At 47.8% G+C, this 15,430-nt stretch carries 11 protein-coding genes; 4 read left to right on the top strand and 7 right to left on the bottom strand.

The features are described from left to right. Both VM802_RS29780 and VM802_RS29775 read left to right on the top strand, forming a co-directional pair. The coding region (locus tag VM802_RS29780; RefSeq protein ID WP_325537714.1) for a HEAT repeat domain-containing protein at positions 1-767 on the top strand (767 nt) is incomplete at its 5' end. A 237-nt stretch (positions 768-1,004) separates the two neighbouring features. Then, a complete protein-coding gene (locus VM802_RS29775) occupies positions 1,005-3,188 on the top strand; it encodes a S9 family peptidase (protein ID WP_325537712.1) in 2,184 nt (727 codons plus the stop codon). Between the two features lie 380 nt (positions 3,189-3,568). On the opposite strand, the gene VM802_RS29770 is transcribed toward VM802_RS29775, so the two are convergent. Next, positions 3,569-4,594, bottom strand: a complete 1,026-nt coding sequence (locus VM802_RS29770) for a LacI family DNA-binding transcriptional regulator (protein ID WP_325537710.1) — start codon at positions 4,592-4,594, stop codon at positions 3,569-3,571. A 291-nt stretch (positions 4,595-4,885) separates the two neighbouring features. Between VM802_RS29770 and VM802_RS29765 the strand changes: the two genes are divergently transcribed. Continuing rightward, positions 4,886-5,746: an OmpA/MotB family protein gene (locus VM802_RS29765; RefSeq protein WP_325537708.1), complete on the top strand. Its 861-nt coding sequence runs from the start codon at positions 4,886-4,888 to the stop codon at positions 5,744-5,746. A 163-nt stretch (positions 5,747-5,909) separates the two neighbouring features. Here VM802_RS29765 and VM802_RS29760 read toward each other — a convergent pair whose 3' ends face one another. After that, positions 5,910-8,504 (bottom strand): TonB-dependent receptor, encoded by a 2,595-nt coding sequence (locus VM802_RS29760; protein ID WP_325537706.1) that lies wholly within the window; start codon positions 8,502-8,504, stop codon positions 5,910-5,912. Between the two features lie 301 nt (positions 8,505-8,805). On the opposite strand from VM802_RS29760, the gene VM802_RS29755 reads away from it, so the two are divergent. Continuing rightward, positions 8,806-9,297: a DinB family protein gene (locus VM802_RS29755; RefSeq protein ID WP_325537704.1), complete on the top strand. Its 492-nt coding sequence runs from the start codon at positions 8,806-8,808 to the stop codon at positions 9,295-9,297. A gap of 2 nt (positions 9,298-9,299) precedes the next feature. Here the strand turns inward: VM802_RS29755 and egtD are convergent, their stop codons facing one another. From egtD to VM802_RS29730, 5 genes are read right to left on the bottom strand one after another with little or no spacing between them, the layout of a single operon-like run. Next, a complete protein-coding gene (gene egtD / locus VM802_RS29750; protein WP_325537702.1) occupies positions 9,300-10,265 on the bottom strand; it encodes an L-histidine N(alpha)-methyltransferase in 966 nt (321 codons plus the stop codon). Further along, positions 10,262-11,410 (bottom strand): ergothioneine biosynthesis protein EgtB, encoded by a 1,149-nt coding sequence (gene egtB / locus VM802_RS29745; protein ID WP_325537700.1) that lies wholly within the window; start codon positions 11,408-11,410, stop codon positions 10,262-10,264. The genes egtD and egtB overlap by 4 nt, the downstream gene beginning before the upstream one ends. 11 nt (positions 11,411-11,421) lie before the next feature. Then, complete coding sequence (locus VM802_RS29740) at positions 11,422-12,990, bottom strand: ABC transporter permease/substrate-binding protein (protein WP_325537698.1); 1,569 nt, start codon at positions 12,988-12,990, stop codon at positions 11,422-11,424. A gap of 6 nt (positions 12,991-12,996) precedes the next feature. Further along, the gene (locus VM802_RS29735; protein WP_325537696.1) at positions 12,997-13,941 is read right to left on the bottom strand and encodes an ABC transporter ATP-binding protein; all 945 of its coding nucleotides are present in this window, start codon (positions 13,939-13,941) and stop codon (positions 12,997-12,999) included. Between the two features lie 41 nt (positions 13,942-13,982). Then, positions 13,983-15,362: a mercuric reductase gene (locus VM802_RS29730; protein WP_325537694.1), complete on the bottom strand. Its 1,380-nt coding sequence runs from the start codon at positions 15,360-15,362 to the stop codon at positions 13,983-13,985. Positions 15,363-15,430 lie beyond the last annotated feature (68 nt).

Below are 15,430 nucleotides of genomic sequence, written 5' to 3'. Positions count from 1 at the left end.
CAGGCTTTATTATTATGCAGCTTTCACGTAACACCAATGATCCGGAAGTAATCCGTTTTATGATGGATCGTCTCCGGGCGGAGCAGGACGCGGATATTGTTACCGCTATCCAGCAGGATCTGGAGCTAGGTTTATCCATTCCCGGGTACATCAATCTGCAGCAACTTTTTAACAATACTTTATCCATTAACAGTAATGTCAGACGCTCTGCGCTGGCGGCCCTGCGCAATACCAGCAACCCTGCGGTGGAGGAATGGGCCCTTTCACTACTGAAACGTACCGTGAATGATTACGATGTTTACGATATCGCTATGTTGCTGCACAAAACCGGTACCCGCAAAAGCCTGCCCACGCTCAAGCGACTGTTGGAACACCATAGCCAGGATGTAAAAGGTCTTGCTTTTGCGACCATCGCCGATATTGAGAAGGAGAAGGAGGCGATGTTCTATATACGATGCCTGCTGCGCGGTCAACTGAAATTTGAAGCGATGGAGGCTATTTATAAATATGCAGATGAAAAGGCGATCCAGGCGGTGATCACCCGTATCACAGAACTGCTCTCCAAAAGACGTAGCAGTGCGCGGTCTACCATAGAGAACTTCAAACACGGATTTACGGATCTGATGCTGGGCATGGAATTCCTTTTCCGTTTCCGGACTTCCAAACAGGAAGTAAAAAACACCTTCTCGTGGATTACGGAGAAGAGGGCGGAGTACCTGTTGCCGGAGGAAAGAGAATGGCTTCAGCGCAATCTGGCCAGACTGTAACTAGTTTGCTTACAATTAGCGGGTAGCCTTTACCCCTTTACCCCTGGTTGCCCCTTCCTCCCTTTGGTGTGCCTTTCCCCCTTTTGATAATTGAATAAGAAGCAGCTGTTCTTCATACAGCCTGTTGACCTCCTGTATAGTAAAAACAGGTTATACATCATCTTCTCTTTGTTGCATTCATCAAAGAAATCATAGTTTCGCCCTTCAGGAAAATCAAAACAATCAAAAGTTATCGCAATGAATAAAACGATTTTACTGCTGATGACGGGAATGATCATCAGCGGAGCGGAACTTTCCTATGCCCAGCAGCGGACGTATACGATGGCGCAGGCCACTAACGGGCTCCGGCAGGACCTTGCGCCGGAGCGAATCAAACAGTTTGAATGGATACCCGGCGAAGACGCTTATACGAGGGCTGTTACGGCCAACGGCGCGGCGGCATGGGTAAAATATGGTGTTAGTGCCCGGAAGAGCGCAGCTTCCCCCGCTGACACTTTGCTTACTTTGTCACAGTTCAGCAAGCAGCTGTTTGCCGGTGCTAAGTCGCTGCGCGGCTTTCCTGTTATGCACTGGCTCTCTGGCACAGAAGCCTGGTGTAATATTGAGAATACGCTTTACTCCGGCCGTCTGGAAAACGGCGCTATGCAGTTCCATGTATGGTGTACATTGCCTGTTGATGCAGAGAACATTACTGTCAATCCGCAGAGCCGTCAAATTGCCTATACCATTAAGAATAACCTCCTGCTACATAACACCAGCGGTGTTACACAGCAAATTACCAATGATACAGACGTGAACATTGTGAATGGTAAAAGCGTGCACCGTGAAGAGTTTGGTATAGATAAGGGTATTTTCTTCTCACCGAAAGGCGACCTGGTGGCGTTTTACCGCATGGATCAGCGTATGGTGAACGACTATCCGATTGTAGACTGGTCTGTTGTGCCAGCACATGCTAATATCATCAAATATCCGATGGCTGGTGGTAAATCACATGAGGTAACGCTGGGTATTTATCAGCCATCAACACAAAAAACGGTCTTCCTAAAAACCGGAGGTCCGGCAGATCATTATCTCACCTGTGTTACCTGGGCGCCTGATCAGCAGTCGGTATACGTGGCGTTGCTGAACCGCGAGCAGAATCATTTGTGGCTTAACCAGTATAATGCAGTTACCGGAGAGCTGATGAAAACGCTTTTTGAAGAAACGGATAATAAGTATGTACAGCCTACTCATCCGCTTACTTTCATTCCCGGCAAACCGGACCAGTTCATCTGGTGGAGTAACCGTGACGGCTATACGCATTTATACCTGTATAATACGCAAGGTCAGCTGGAACGTCAGCTTACAAAGGGTTCATGGGTGGTGAATGAGCTGGCAGGCTTCCATATTGCAGGCAATGAGGTGGTGATTACTGCTGCCAAAGAAAGCCCGATGGAAAAGCATGGTTACGCTGTGAATCTGAAGACTGCCGCCTTGCGCAGGCTGGATCAGGCTGCAGGGTGGCATGATATCCAGGTGAGTAGCAACGGCGCTTATTTGCTGGACAGCTACAGTGCAGGTAATGTGCCTGGCGTAGCGCAGCTGGCAGCCCTGAGTGGCAAATGGCAGGAGCAGTTGCTGACTGCCGCAGACCCGCTGAGAGATTTCAAGCGTCCTGAAATCCGCCAGGTGACGCTGAAAGCGGATGACGGCACCCCATTATATGGTAAGCTGATCCTGCCGGTTGATTTTGACAGTACACGCCAATACCCTGTGATTGTGTACCTGTATAACGGTCCGAATGTGCAGCTGATACACAATACATTCCCTTACAGCGGTAACCTGTGGTATGAGTACATGGCGCAGCATGGTTATATCATCTTCACGATGGATGGCCGTGGCAGTGCTAATCGTGGTATGGCTTTCGAGCAGGCTACCTTCCGCCAGCTGGGTACTGTTGAAATGAACGACCAGTTGCAGGGTGTTGCCTATCTGAAATCACTGCCTTATGTGAACCAGCAGAAAATGGGCGTGCATGGCTGGAGTTTCGGCGGCTTCATGACTACTTCCCTGATGTTGCGCCACCCGGGCGTGTTTCAGGCAGCAGTGGCCGGAGGACCGGTGATTGATTGGAGCATGTATGAAGTGATGTATACAGAACGTTACATGGATACGCCGCAGGAAAATCCTGAAGGCTATGCTACTTCCAACCTGCTTACAAAAACTAAAAACCTTCAGGGACATTTAATGCTGATACATGGCACCAACGATGATGTGGTAGTATGGCAGCATTCCATTAACTTCCTGAAAGCCTGTGTAGATAATGAAGTACAGGTGGATTATTTTGTATATCCAGGTCATCTGCACAATGTACTGGGTAAAGACAGAACGCATCTGATGCAGAAGATCACGGATTATTTTGATGCGAATCTGAAACTGTGATTTATGTGATTTTTGTGATTGGGATGATGTGCGAAGATTTGAGTGATTGATAGTTTAGTATAATTATAATAATGTAAGAAGGCCTGTACGGTGGTGCGGGCCTTCTTCTTTCTTTTATTTTACAAAGGAGGAGATGGCGTGCCCTTTTCGCGTGTTGGTGGTGGTATAGCGTCAAATAATGGCCAGAAAGGCATTTACGCAAGCGTTTGCGTGTTTAACGCAAGCGTTTGCGTGAGCGGAATGTTAAAATATTTCTTTAACATAGTGGAGCAATTAAGGAAAACGGAGCTGGAAAGACAGCGATTATTATAACAGCGAACAATGAGGTCGAATAGCCTGCCACAGTGCCCACTGTGGCAAGGTTATCGGCGAGAATGCCCCTAACGGTTATGAATAACCAGTTGAGATTCCATGATCATACTTTTATAATCATTTAAAGCATGCTCTCCATTCAGGATTGACAGCAATATGTTGGTAGCTGCCTGTCCCTGTTCGTACGGAAACTGCTCTACAGAAGCGGCGGGAGGGAAGGCAGTATAGCTGCTTACCGGCGTATTGGCGTAAGATACAAAAGTTATATCCTTATTTATAGTCAGTTTTTGTTTCAGGGCGTATTGGACGGCGTCCATTGCTACGTAGTCGTTGAAAGTGACTACAGCAGTGACTTTTCGCTTCAGGGAGAGGAGCTGTTTCATGGCTTCAGCGGTACCTGCGGCGGTGAGGTCTGCACGGACAATCATTTCAGGATCAAACTTGAGGCGGTGTTTGCGCAATGCCTTGATATAGCCACTGGCGCGCTCTTTGCTGGCTACCAGTTGTTCAGGGCCATTGATCATACCGATTACACGGTGCCCTTTTTTCAGCAGGAAATCTACTGCCTGGATGGTGCCTGATTCGAGGTTGCAGGAAACGGAATGTATATCCGGAAGATCGGGGATACGGTCAAAGAAAACGACTGGAATGCGTGCCTGGCGCAGCATTTCGAAGTGCTCATAATTCCGTGTGTTTTTACCGATGGAAACGATGCAACCATCTACACGGTGTTGTTTCATACTTTGTATGATCTGTTTTTCGCGGGCTTCGTCGTCGTGCGACTGGCCGAGCAATACGGTATAGTTATTACTGTAGGCGGTATCTTCGATACCGCTGATAGCGCTGGAAAAAAATGCTTCTGAGAGCTCCGGCAGCAGGATTCCTATTGTAAATGTTTTGCCTTGCTGAAAGAAGATCGCGGTCTCATTGCGTTCATAGTTCATTTCTTCAGCGAGCTGCTTCACTCTTGCTTTCGTCTTTAGCCCAATGCTGTAATGATCGTTTAATGCCCTGGATACGGTAGATACAGAGATATTAAGACGTTTTGCAATTTCCTTTATTGTTGGTTGACCCGAAGAAGCCCCCTTTCTCATACAATGTTCAGCAATTAATGGAAAATAGATACAGCGATATAAAGCCTGCGGCCAAGTTACTTAGTTCCTGTAAAATATTAACGTTTTTTTATGGTTACCTGCCGTTGCAATGCTATCAGGCTTCTGATCAAATATATGATAAAAAATGGCATTTTATTCATATTAGAAACCACTTAGAATAAGGTGGCCATTTGCGCTTCGGCTTGTTATTTGATTAAATTGCGATGCTCGTCCGTTGCAGGCTGTAACCCTATATTACTTATTTGTTAGATGAATAAAAATTAACAATTTATGAAAATTGAAAGATTAGCCTTGCCAGTTGCAGCAATAGCAATATTTGCATCTTGCTCGGCGCCGAGAAAGTTAAGGGAATCAGAAGCAAGAAATGCACGTCTCGACAGTCTTTACAGGGCTAATGCGGCGAGACTCCAGAAATGTGAAGAAGACGCTGCCCGGGCAGCAGCTTCCTATAAAGACAAAGTGCAATCCATGGAAGAACAGCAGACGCAGTTGAAGACCAACAACTCGCAAATGCTGGATCATCTCAAGGAATTGTCTGTTATTTCCAATTCACAGGCAGAAAGCATCAAGAAATCGCTCGATAATATCGGCGCGAAGGATGCCTATATCAAGGACCTGCAGTCTGCCATTGCCCGTAAAGACTCACTGAACATGCAGCTGGTAATGAACCTGAAAGGAGCTATTGGCAATATGGATGATAAGGACATCAATATCAAAGTGGAGAAAGGCGTGGTATACATCGACATCTCCGATAAGCTTTTGTTCAAAAGCGGGAGCTATGAAGTGGCAGACAGGGCCAAAGAGGTACTGGGCAAAGTGGCCAAAGTGCTGATCAACCAGCCTGATATTGAATTCATGGTGGAAGGTCATACGGACAATGTGCCTTACCGTCCGAACGTATTGCTGGATAACTGGGATCTGAGTGTGAAGAGAGCTACTTCTGTTGTGCGTATCCTGCAGAATCAGTACAATATTCCGCCTGCACGCATGACAGCTGCCGGCAGAAGTGAGTTTGTGCCTATTTCTTCGAATGATACTCCCGAAGGCCGCGCTGCTAACCGCAGAACAAGGATCGTGATATTGCCGCAGCTGGATCAGTTCTTCAAGTTGCTGGAGAAGCCGGCGAACTAGGACTGTGATCAGGGTGATTATTTTGATTGTCCTGATGAGTGAAGATTAGGGAGAAGATAATAGATTATAAAAACCAAAGGCCCGCTTAGATTGATGCTAAGCGGGCCTTTGGTTTTTATTTTCACTCATCAGGACAATCAAAATAATCACGCTAATCATAGTTCTACGGGGTGCGTTTATGCGGGCCGTAGTAATAAGTCAGGCTGAACATAAAGTACTGTTGCAGCGCGGTGCTCTGAATCGTTTCTCTGTATGTTTCGTTGAACGTTGTTAGCAGGCTGCGGTTCTGCCGGAGTATATCGTATACATAGAGTTTTGCTTTCAGTGCCTTGCTGCGGGTGAGGTACCTGGAGACCCAGGCATCCAGCAGCGTGTATTTTTGTTTGGCGCCGGTGTTGACGGAATAGTTTACTGCTGAACCGAGATTAATATCCCAGGGGAGATAGGTGCTAACGTTGACGAATATATTATATTTCAGGAAGTCGCTGTAGCTTTCATTTTGTATGGAGTATTTATTGCCGGTATACGTATGCAGCAATACGACAGAGGTTTCGAGGATTTCTTTGCAGGTCATGACGGCTGTCAGCATATTATCGAAAGTGTAAGTGCGGGTGGTGTTGGAAATGGAATTGACCAGCGAGATGCTTTTGTTATGCGTGAATCTGGACATACCGGTAAGGGTGATGCCGGGCTTCTTCAGGCGTGTTGACAGTAATATGTTCGGGCTGATGGCGTAGTTGCCGTTTACGTTGACAGGAATGCTAACTTGTCTGCCCAGCGAGTCTGCATAAATGGCTGTACTCACCGCATTCCGGGAGTAGGAGCCGTCAACGGCGGCTACAAATGTTGTGTTACTGATACTGATAGACGTATAGTTTAATGAAAGCGAATGCATGTACCCGGGTTTCAGATCAGGATTACCGAGCTGGATATACAGCGGGTTCTGGATATTTGCGACTGGCCAGAAATAATTAGGGTCTGGGCGGAAGCTGCGACCGGAGTAGTTAAAGCTGAAAGTTTTATAGTTATCCGGTTTGTAGGAAAACTGAAGACCAGGTTCAAAGTTTGCCTGCCGGTTACGGATCGTTTCTTTAGCGGTTTTATTATTACTGTTGATGTCATTGAATGCTACTCCTGCGTATAGTCCCGCCTGGAAGCGGCCTTTACTGAAGTTCAATCCTGTCATGATATTGTGACTCAATGTCTTGTTCTGAAAGTGGTAGGACAGGGAATCTACCAGTGCGTAATAACCCATTTTATCGTAAGCATAAGCATACTGCCTGTTGCGGGTGAAGGTTTGATTAAGGTTGTATGCGAGTATCAGCAGCCAGGATTTGCTGAGTGGTTCGCGGTAACTCAGCCGTGCATCCAATATGCTGGAGTAGATCTTGGGTTGTACCTGTTGATTGATGGTATCTGGTTTTATATCATTTGAGATATTGTTGAAGTTGAAGTTATATTGGTAGCTATAGTTCCAGTTGGCGCCGAATGCGATGTTAGCAGAGAGCATACGGCCTTGTTTTTTGAACTGGTGTACGTAGTCTACGTTGGTAGTGATATTTTTTTGAATGGAGCTGTCGGCATTGCGGATGATGCCGTTGTTAATGGTGTCTTTTTTATCATTGGTGGTGACGTAGTTACCGTAGGAGGTGTTTAAATTTTTCCGCCGGCTGGCGTCCAGTGCAAAGGTGAGTTTGTTGTTTTGATCGGGCGTATAATCCACGCGCAGGTTAGCCTGTGTGCTGTGTGTATTTTGTTCCCGGTAAGCATTGTTGGTATAAAAGGTATTAGCTTCGCGAAAGATATTTTGCCGTTCTGTGGTTTCATTGTTGGAGGCATTTGTATTATTCTGCATCAGGGAGCCGGATACTTTTATTTCAGGTGTTATATCGAAGTTCATTTGAGTGAATCCTGTCAACGCTTTTATTACACCGGGAATGCCTGTTATATTGGTGAATTCGGTGTTGGCACCGGGTTCCCTGCCGTTGTTGATGTTGTTGAGGTTCACCATCCCGATCAGCATTTTATCTTCGCGGAGCATGTTCATGGTGGCGTTTGCGGCATAGCGGTCATCAGTGCCGTATCCGGCGCCGAGGTTGCCGGTGATACCTTTCCTGGCTTCTTTCCGGATGGTGAGGTTGAGTACTTTGGCGTCGTTACCTGGTTCTACTACACCGCCGAGATTTTTTTTATCGGTGATCTGCACTTTGCTGATCATATCGGCCTTTACTATTTCCATTAACCGTTTAGGGTCCTGCAATACGGGTTTCCCATCGATGTATAATTCTTTGATGGGTTTACCCTGAAAGAAGTAATTGCCATTGGCATCTATGGTAAGGCCAGGCAGTTTTTGCAGTAAATTGTTGAGGGAAGCATTGGCGTGTGTATAGAATTGGTTGGCATCAAATTCGATGGTATCTTTCCTGATAGAGAAGAGGGATTTTTCGCCCTTAATTTCGATGCTGTTAAGTTTGATACTGTTACGTGCCAGCTGTACGTAATCGAGGTTTATTTTTTTTGTTTTCTCTGTGATGATGACCGTATTCATTTCAGACTTGTACCCGATGAAGTTAACGACCAGTCTGTAATTTCCCAGCGGGGGATTTTTGAGTTCGAAGTTGCCTTTGTTGTCGGAGAGGGTCTGGGCTTTGAGTACGGATCTTTCATTATAGAGCAGTACGCTGGCGCCGGGAAGCGGCTGCCTGCTATCCTTTTCATAGACGGTGCCGCTGATTTCTCTTTGTGCAAATAATTGCACTTGTTTGCAGCAAAATAAGATAAGCAATAAGGACAGGCGTTTAACCATAGAATGAGGCGCAATATTGGTAATGAACGTAAACTAATTCTTACCAAAGTGGCAGCGGTTAATCACTTCTTAAAATTATCGTCTTAATACAAATTAGATCAGTGGAGTTTTCTTCCTTAAAATTTTGAATGAAAAATGCTCATCGCAACATTATCGTTCTAACTTTTGTTAACTTACAGATATTCATAAATTTTCACGTATTACCTCGATAACCCGGCAGAGAAAAGCCAACTAAAAAAATCATTCTGAGGATATGGAAAATAACGCTGCGATCCTGAAAACAGCCATCGTCAAGTCACTGAAGGAGCTGCTCCTGAAGGACAATGCCCATGTTAGCCTTGCAGATGCGGTGAAGGACCTGCCGCCAAAATTGCGGGGGGTAGTACCGGAATCGTTGCCGTACAGTATCTGGCAGTTGGTGGAGCATATACGTATAGCGCAGAAAGACATACTGGAATTTTCACGGGACCCCGAATACCAGTCGCCGCGCTGGCCTGAAGGTTATTGGCCGGCGGAGCCGGCGCCGAAGAACGGCGAGGCGTGGGATAGCAGCCTGGCGCAGATCAAGACTGACCTCAAGGCTTTCATATTACTGCTGGAAGCGCCTGATGCCGCGTTGTTTACGCCATTTGCGCATGGCAGCGGCCAGCACCTCTTCCGGGAAGCTGTGCTGATCGCTGACCATACGAGTTATCATACCGGCGAGATAGTGGCTATACGCCGGTTGCTGGGGGCCTGGAAGTAGGCTCAGATACATTTCCACAAGCAATCTGCAAACCATTTTTTGCTGTCCATGAAGCAGGCGACTGGTTTGAACCCGCTTTGGGCGGCGAGTTGTTCTGTTTCTTCCAGTGTGTATTTCTGGGAGATTTCCATATACAGTGTTTCGTGTTCACGGAATGTAAATGCTTTGCCGTCAATGTGTACTACCTGGTTTTCCAGGCTGACGAGGTAGCTTTTGCAGGCGCCTGTAGCGGGGTCATATACGGGGAAATGCTCAAATGCGGAGAGTTTGAAGTCGGCGTGCAGTTCGCGGTTGATGCGTTTCAGCAGGTTCAGATTGAATGCCCTGGTAATGCCGGCGCTATCGTTATAGGCGCTGAGTATCACCTGCGGGTGTTTTTTCAGGTCGAAGCCTGCCAGCAGGAGATCACCTGGCTGCATATAGCTGCGGAGCTGCTGACAGAAATTACGTGCAGCCGTTACCGTGAAGTTGCCAATATTAGATCCCATGAAGAGCAGTATTTTGTTCTTCGATGTATAGTCATTTGCCTGTTGCAGCATCTCGAAGTATTCGCCGTTGAGTCCTTTCAGCTGGAGGCCCGGCAGTATCCCTGGCAGGTTGTTTTCCAGTTGCCGGATTACATTGGAAGAGATATCGATTGGGAAATACGTGTAATCTTTCCCGTTATCCAGTAACTGTTTCAGCAGGTGTTGTGATTTGGTGGCGTCGCCGGCGCCCAGTTCCACAACATCGTATTCGCCTGCGAATTTGTCGAATGCAGCGGCGATGGCGGCAGACTGAGTGGCGAGTATTTCCATCTCACAGTTGGTGAGATAGTATTCATGACATTGCATGATCTGCTGGAACAGCACGTCGCCGGCTGCATCATAGAAATATTTGGAATCCAGGTATTTCTGTGGCGCCGAAAGGCCCTTTATCACATCATGAGAGAAGGTGCCGGTGGTGGTTTTGTTATATACGCTAATCATTTTGCTAGTCTTATTCCGGTGAACTGCCATCTTAGAGCGGGATGGAAGAAATTACGATATGTGATGCGGCTGTGGCCGGGTGGTGTTACTTCGGAGCCTCCTCTTAATACCATCTGGCTGACCATAAACTTCCCGTTGTATTCTCCGATGGGGCCGGGTGCTTTGGCGAAACCGGGGTAGGGTAGGTAGGCGCTCTCTGTCCATTCCCAGCGAAGGCCCCATTGCAGCTGTGGTGCGGCGGCTTCCCATTCAAATTCGGTAGGGAGCCGTAATCCTTTCCAGGAGGCATATGCCGCGGCTTCATAGTAGCTGATATGGCACAGTGGTGCGTCTGGTTGCAGTGGTTGTAATCCCTGCCAGGTGTATTGCATCCATTGTCCATCCATATTGTACCAGTACATGGGTTGCTGTACGTGATTATTCTTCACCCAATCCCATCCTTCTGCGTGCCAGTGACGAAAGTCGCGGTAACCGCCTGCCGTGATGAAATCCAGGTATTCGTTATTGGTAACAAGTGAAGTGCTGATGCTGTAGTCTGAGAGATAGGTTTTATGTCTTCCCAGTTCATTATCGAAACAAAATCCTTCTCCTGCAAATCCTATCTCATACAGGCCGGCTTTTATGTGCAGCCATCCGTCACTATTTGTATTTGCGGCGGGCGACTGGCGTTGCGGATCATAGGCCGGCAGTAAAGGATTATGGCCGAGGATATATTTTATGTCGGTGTACAACAGTTCCTGGTGTTGTTCTTCGTGATTCAGTCCTAATACGAACAGGTCATGCAGTTCAGGCGGGAGGCCCTGTTCCAGGAAGCGGCGCATGCCATTGTCCACATGGCGGCGGTAGCTCATGATGTCTTCCACGGCAGGCCGGCTGAGGTTACCACGGTCGGTACGTATCACGCGGGCGCCTACTGATTCATAGTAACTGTTGAACACAAAATTATATTGCGGATCAAACTCCGTATATCCTTTGGCGTTAGGAAGGAGGATAAAGGTTTCGAAGAACCAGGTAGTGTGACCGAGGTGCCATTTGGGCGGACTTACATCCACGACGGGCTGTACCACATAGTCTTCCGTTTTAAGGGGCGCGCAGATCTCTTCCGTTCGTCTGCGTACGCTTTCATAGTCTTTTATCAATTGCATAAATATGGTGGTTATTTATGATTCACATAATCGCGAAGCGCTGAAATATTATGGATGCGTAACCTGGAAGCCTGTTCCCGGCGCATCATCAGCGCATATGTATTGTTGAAGCCGATTGGTTTCAGCCATTTAATCTGGTATTGTTTCAGAAAGCCATCACTTACATAGTTATATACTTTTTCTTTGTCACTGATGATACTATCAATTGCCGGTTGCGGCGCCTGAAGGATCACCAGCAGGCCGGTGCCGGTATATTCCGGGTACATATCGATCTGGTCGTTGATGAGGGCATTGAAGACGATTTTGGTACCGCCCAGTCCTGTTTTGGTGACAACAGACAGATCGGTGTAACCTTCAATGAGCATTTTATACAGATTGGCGAGGATGTACCCGTCGCCGAAGATTTTCGAGCCGATGCGTACAGTGCCTTTTGCACCGCTTGCTGCGGGTTTCCACAATCCGATTGACAGCAGGAAATCTCTGGCCACCCTGGCGGGGTCCTGTTTCAGGTAATCCACGCGGTAGTTGAGTTCTGTCATAATGCTATCATTAATTGTACCAGAGAGTTTGTTCAGTACAGGTTCCAGTTCCGGGTATTTTTCCAGCACTTTTGTGCGTACGACAGGGGCTGCATAATAGGGTGGAAAGATGTGTTTGTCGTCTTCCAGTACCACCAGGTCAAATGCTTTTCCACGGCCGTCTGTGCTGCTGCCGCTGATTACGTCGAGTTTTTTTTCATAGGCAGCTTTATACATGATCATATCGCTGATTACGAGCGTGCGCATGTGTAGTCCGTATACTTTTTTTAATCCGATGTCACCGTCTTTACGGCCCATGAATTCAGGTGTGAAACCGGCCAGGAGCCGGCTGCTATAAGCGGCAGGCAAGAGGTAGAAGGATGATAGTCCGAGCAACAATACGGGCATAGCCAGCAATATCCTGCGGGATCTTTTTATGTTGATGCGCTGGAGCAGGGAGATCAGCGAGTCGAACAGGATAGCCAGTAGTGCGGCGGGGATGGCGCCTGCAAGGATCATATTGCTGTTGTTGAGTGCGATGCCGCCGAATATGAATTCTCCCAATCCGCCAGCTGCGATATAGGCGGCGAGTGTTGCTACGCCTACGTTGATTACTGTGGCGGTGCGTATCCCTGCCAATATCACCGGCATGGCGAGGGGCAGTTGTACGCGGCAGAGCATTTGCCAGTTACTCATGCCCATGCCCCTGGCTGCTTCTGTGACGCTGGCATCTACACCGAGTATTCCTGTGTGGGTATTGCGGATCACTGGTAGCAGGGCATACAGGAAAAGCGCTACGATGGCGGGTTTGGGGCCAATCCCCAGTAAGGGGATCATGAAGCCGAGTAAGGCAATGCTGGGGATGGTCTGCAATATGCCTGCGACGCCCAGCACCAGGGAGGCCATTTTTTTCCTGCGGGTGATGGCGATGCCCAGTGGTACGCCGATCATCACTGCCAGCAGAACGGAAATGAAAGTAAGACCGGTGTGGGTAAGCGTTTGTTCCAGTAATTTGCCTGACTCCTGCCGGAGAAAACCGAAAAAGCTCTCAACTGTTTCCATAACTGATTACCGGTTTTTATATGCAGCAATAGCATTCATGAGGGCGTCGCCGCCGATATTTTTCACACTCCCGTTTTGTGTGGCCTGCAACGGGCCTTCAGCCAGCCTTTCCAGTGCTTCCCAGCAATTATTTCCGCTGCTGAGGCGAGGTTTTGAAGCTTCATTGCCGGCGTCGGGGAGATACGTCCATATGTCTGACAGCAGCAGTGACTTCAGTTCCAGTTGCAGTCGTTGTTTATCGAGGAATGATCGCACAAAATCGTCTGAAGGCCTGAAGAGCAGTTCTGAAGGGGTTCCCAGTTGGAGGATACGTCCTTCATTCATGATACAGATGCGTGAGCCCAGTTCAAAAGCTTCTTCTATATCATGGGTAACAATAATGATGGTCTTGCTGTTCAGTTCATCGAGCGTTTTAAATTCTCTGCGGACGCTGATGCGTGTGAGCGGGTCCAGTGAGCCGAATGGTTCGTCCATCAGCAATACCGGAGGATCTGCTGCCAGCGCGCGTGCCAGTCCTACGCGTTGTTGCTGGCCGCCGCTCAGTTGTGCCGGATAAGCTGTTGCGTAGGTGTCTGCCGGGAGGTGGAGTTTTTCCATTAATGCCAGTGCACGCGTATGCATACGTTTTTTGTCCCATCCGAGCAGGCGGGGAACGGTACTGATATTTTCGATTACTGTGTAATGAGGGAAAAGGCCGTTGTTCTGCAATACATATCCTATGTTTTTGCGGAGGCCTTCGGGTTTTTGGTCGTTGATATTTTTTCCGTTGATGAGAATATTTCCGTTGTCGGGTGATATGAGCCTGTTGATCATGCGGAGGGTAGTGGTTTTGCCACAGCCGCTGGTGCCGAGTAATACCAGTGTTTCCCCTTGTTGGACCTCAAAGGAAATATCATCCACTGCTTTTTTATTATGAAGAAAAGATTTCGAAACATGTGACAATGTGATCATAGGAAGCATCGCTGATGGGGAAAAATATACTCAGATTGGTCTTATTTTTCCAGTGTCATAAATAAATTGTTGAGCGCTTCTGCGTACAGCGGGTGGGCGAAAACCATTTCGCGTACCTGCGTAGCCGTTATACCGCCCAGCATAGCCATCTGAAGGATGGTCATTATCTCGCCGCCTTCAGTGCCTACGATGGCTGCGCCGAGGATCTGGTCTGTGTGTTCATGTACTATTGCTTTCATAAAGCCCTGTGTGTTGCCTGTTTCTATTGCCCTTGCTACTTTATCCATGCTGAGCGTGGCTATACGTATCGGGTAGCCTTCTTTTCTGGCCTGGTTTTCAGACAATCCTATGCGTCCCAGTTGCGGATCTGTAAACATACAGTATGGGAGCTGTCTTGATTTTGTTGACATGGCAGCTTCCCCGAACAGGTTTTTATAGATGATGAGATGATCGTTGTAGGAGATATGTGTAAAAGCGGGTCCAGGTTTTACATCGCCGAGTGCGTAAATGCCCTGGATGTTTGTTTCCAGCCGGTCGTTGACTTGTATATATCCTTTTTCATCTGCGGTTACATTCGTTTTGCTGAGACTCAGTGCTGCCGTGTTGGGTCTGCGTCCTGTGGCAACCAGCAGGTGAGAGGCGGAGAGCGTTCTGGTGGTGGTAACAGAGCGGACATGCACCAGTATCTCTTTGTCTCTTTTGCTGATGCCGGTTGGTTCGGTGGAGGTATACACCTGGATGCCTTCATCTTCGAGGAAGTTCCTGATAACGGCGGCTACGTCAGCATCTTCTTTGGAAACCAGTTGCGGTGAGGTTTCCAGTACTGTAACGTTGCTGCCTAAACGTTGATAGAGTTGTCCCATTTCCAGTGCAATATAACTACCGCCGAGGATAATAAGATCAGGAGGTACCACTACTTCATCCAGCAGGGAGGTGGAAGTGAGCCAGGGAACATCCTGCAGGCCCGGAATATCCGGTATATGCGGGCTTGCGCCGGTGTTGATGAAAATGAGATCAGCGGAGAGGGTACGTTCGCCGCCGTCATGCAATGCCACTGTGATGGTTTTGTGACCGCTGAATGCAGCGCTGCCGTGAATGATGTGCACGCCGTTCTTTTCCATGTTGCGGATGGTACCATTTCTGAAGCGCAGCACAATATCATCTTTACGCGCTACGATGGCGGGAAGGTCTATTGTATAGCCTCTGCTGATGATGCCGAGTGACTTGCTTTCTGCGATTGTGTGGGCTACTTTGCCGCTGGCTATCATGGCTTTAGTTGGAGTACAACCGTCGTTGATGCAGGTGCCGCCGAGATATCTTTGCTCAATGAGCGCTGTTTTTTTGCCTTTCAACGCCAGCTTTTTTGCCAGTGGGTTACCGCCTTGTCCTGAGCCAATTACAATTGCGTCAAACTTTTCCATACTGGTTTTTTTTATAAGCGGAGCCAAAGATTATACCATGAGGGGCGACGTAAATTTATGTAAAATTT

Source organism: Chitinophaga sp. (assembly GCF_035538455.1).
Taxonomy (GTDB): domain Bacteria; phylum Bacteroidota; class Bacteroidia; order Chitinophagales; family Chitinophagaceae; genus Chitinophaga.
This window is presented reverse-complemented; position numbering and strand designations above follow the sequence as displayed.

Coding starts and splice junctions, on each gene's coding strand:
- VM802_RS29740 (WP_325537698.1), bottom strand. CDS start 12,990: ATGGAAACAGTTGAGAGCTTTTTCGGTTTTCTCCGGCAGGAGTCAGGC.
- VM802_RS29775 (WP_325537712.1), top strand. CDS start 1,005: ATGAATAAAACGATTTTACTGCTGATGACGGGAATGATCATCAGCGGA.
- VM802_RS29755 (WP_325537704.1), top strand. CDS start 8,806: ATGGAAAATAACGCTGCGATCCTGAAAACAGCCATCGTCAAGTCACTG.
- VM802_RS29730 (WP_325537694.1), bottom strand. CDS start 15,362: ATGGAAAAGTTTGACGCAATTGTAATTGGCTCAGGACAAGGCGGTAAC.
- VM802_RS29770 (WP_325537710.1), bottom strand. CDS start 4,594: ATGAGAAAGGGGGCTTCTTCGGGTCAACCAACAATAAAGGAAATTGCA.
- VM802_RS29765 (WP_325537708.1), top strand. CDS start 4,886: ATGAAAATTGAAAGATTAGCCTTGCCAGTTGCAGCAATAGCAATATTT.
- egtD (WP_325537702.1), bottom strand. CDS start 10,265: ATGATTAGCGTATATAACAAAACCACCACCGGCACCTTCTCTCATGAT.
- egtB (WP_325537700.1), bottom strand. CDS start 11,410: ATGCAATTGATAAAAGACTATGAAAGCGTACGCAGACGAACGGAAGAG.
- VM802_RS29735 (WP_325537696.1), bottom strand. CDS start 13,941: ATGATCACATTGTCACATGTTTCGAAATCTTTTCTTCATAATAAAAAA.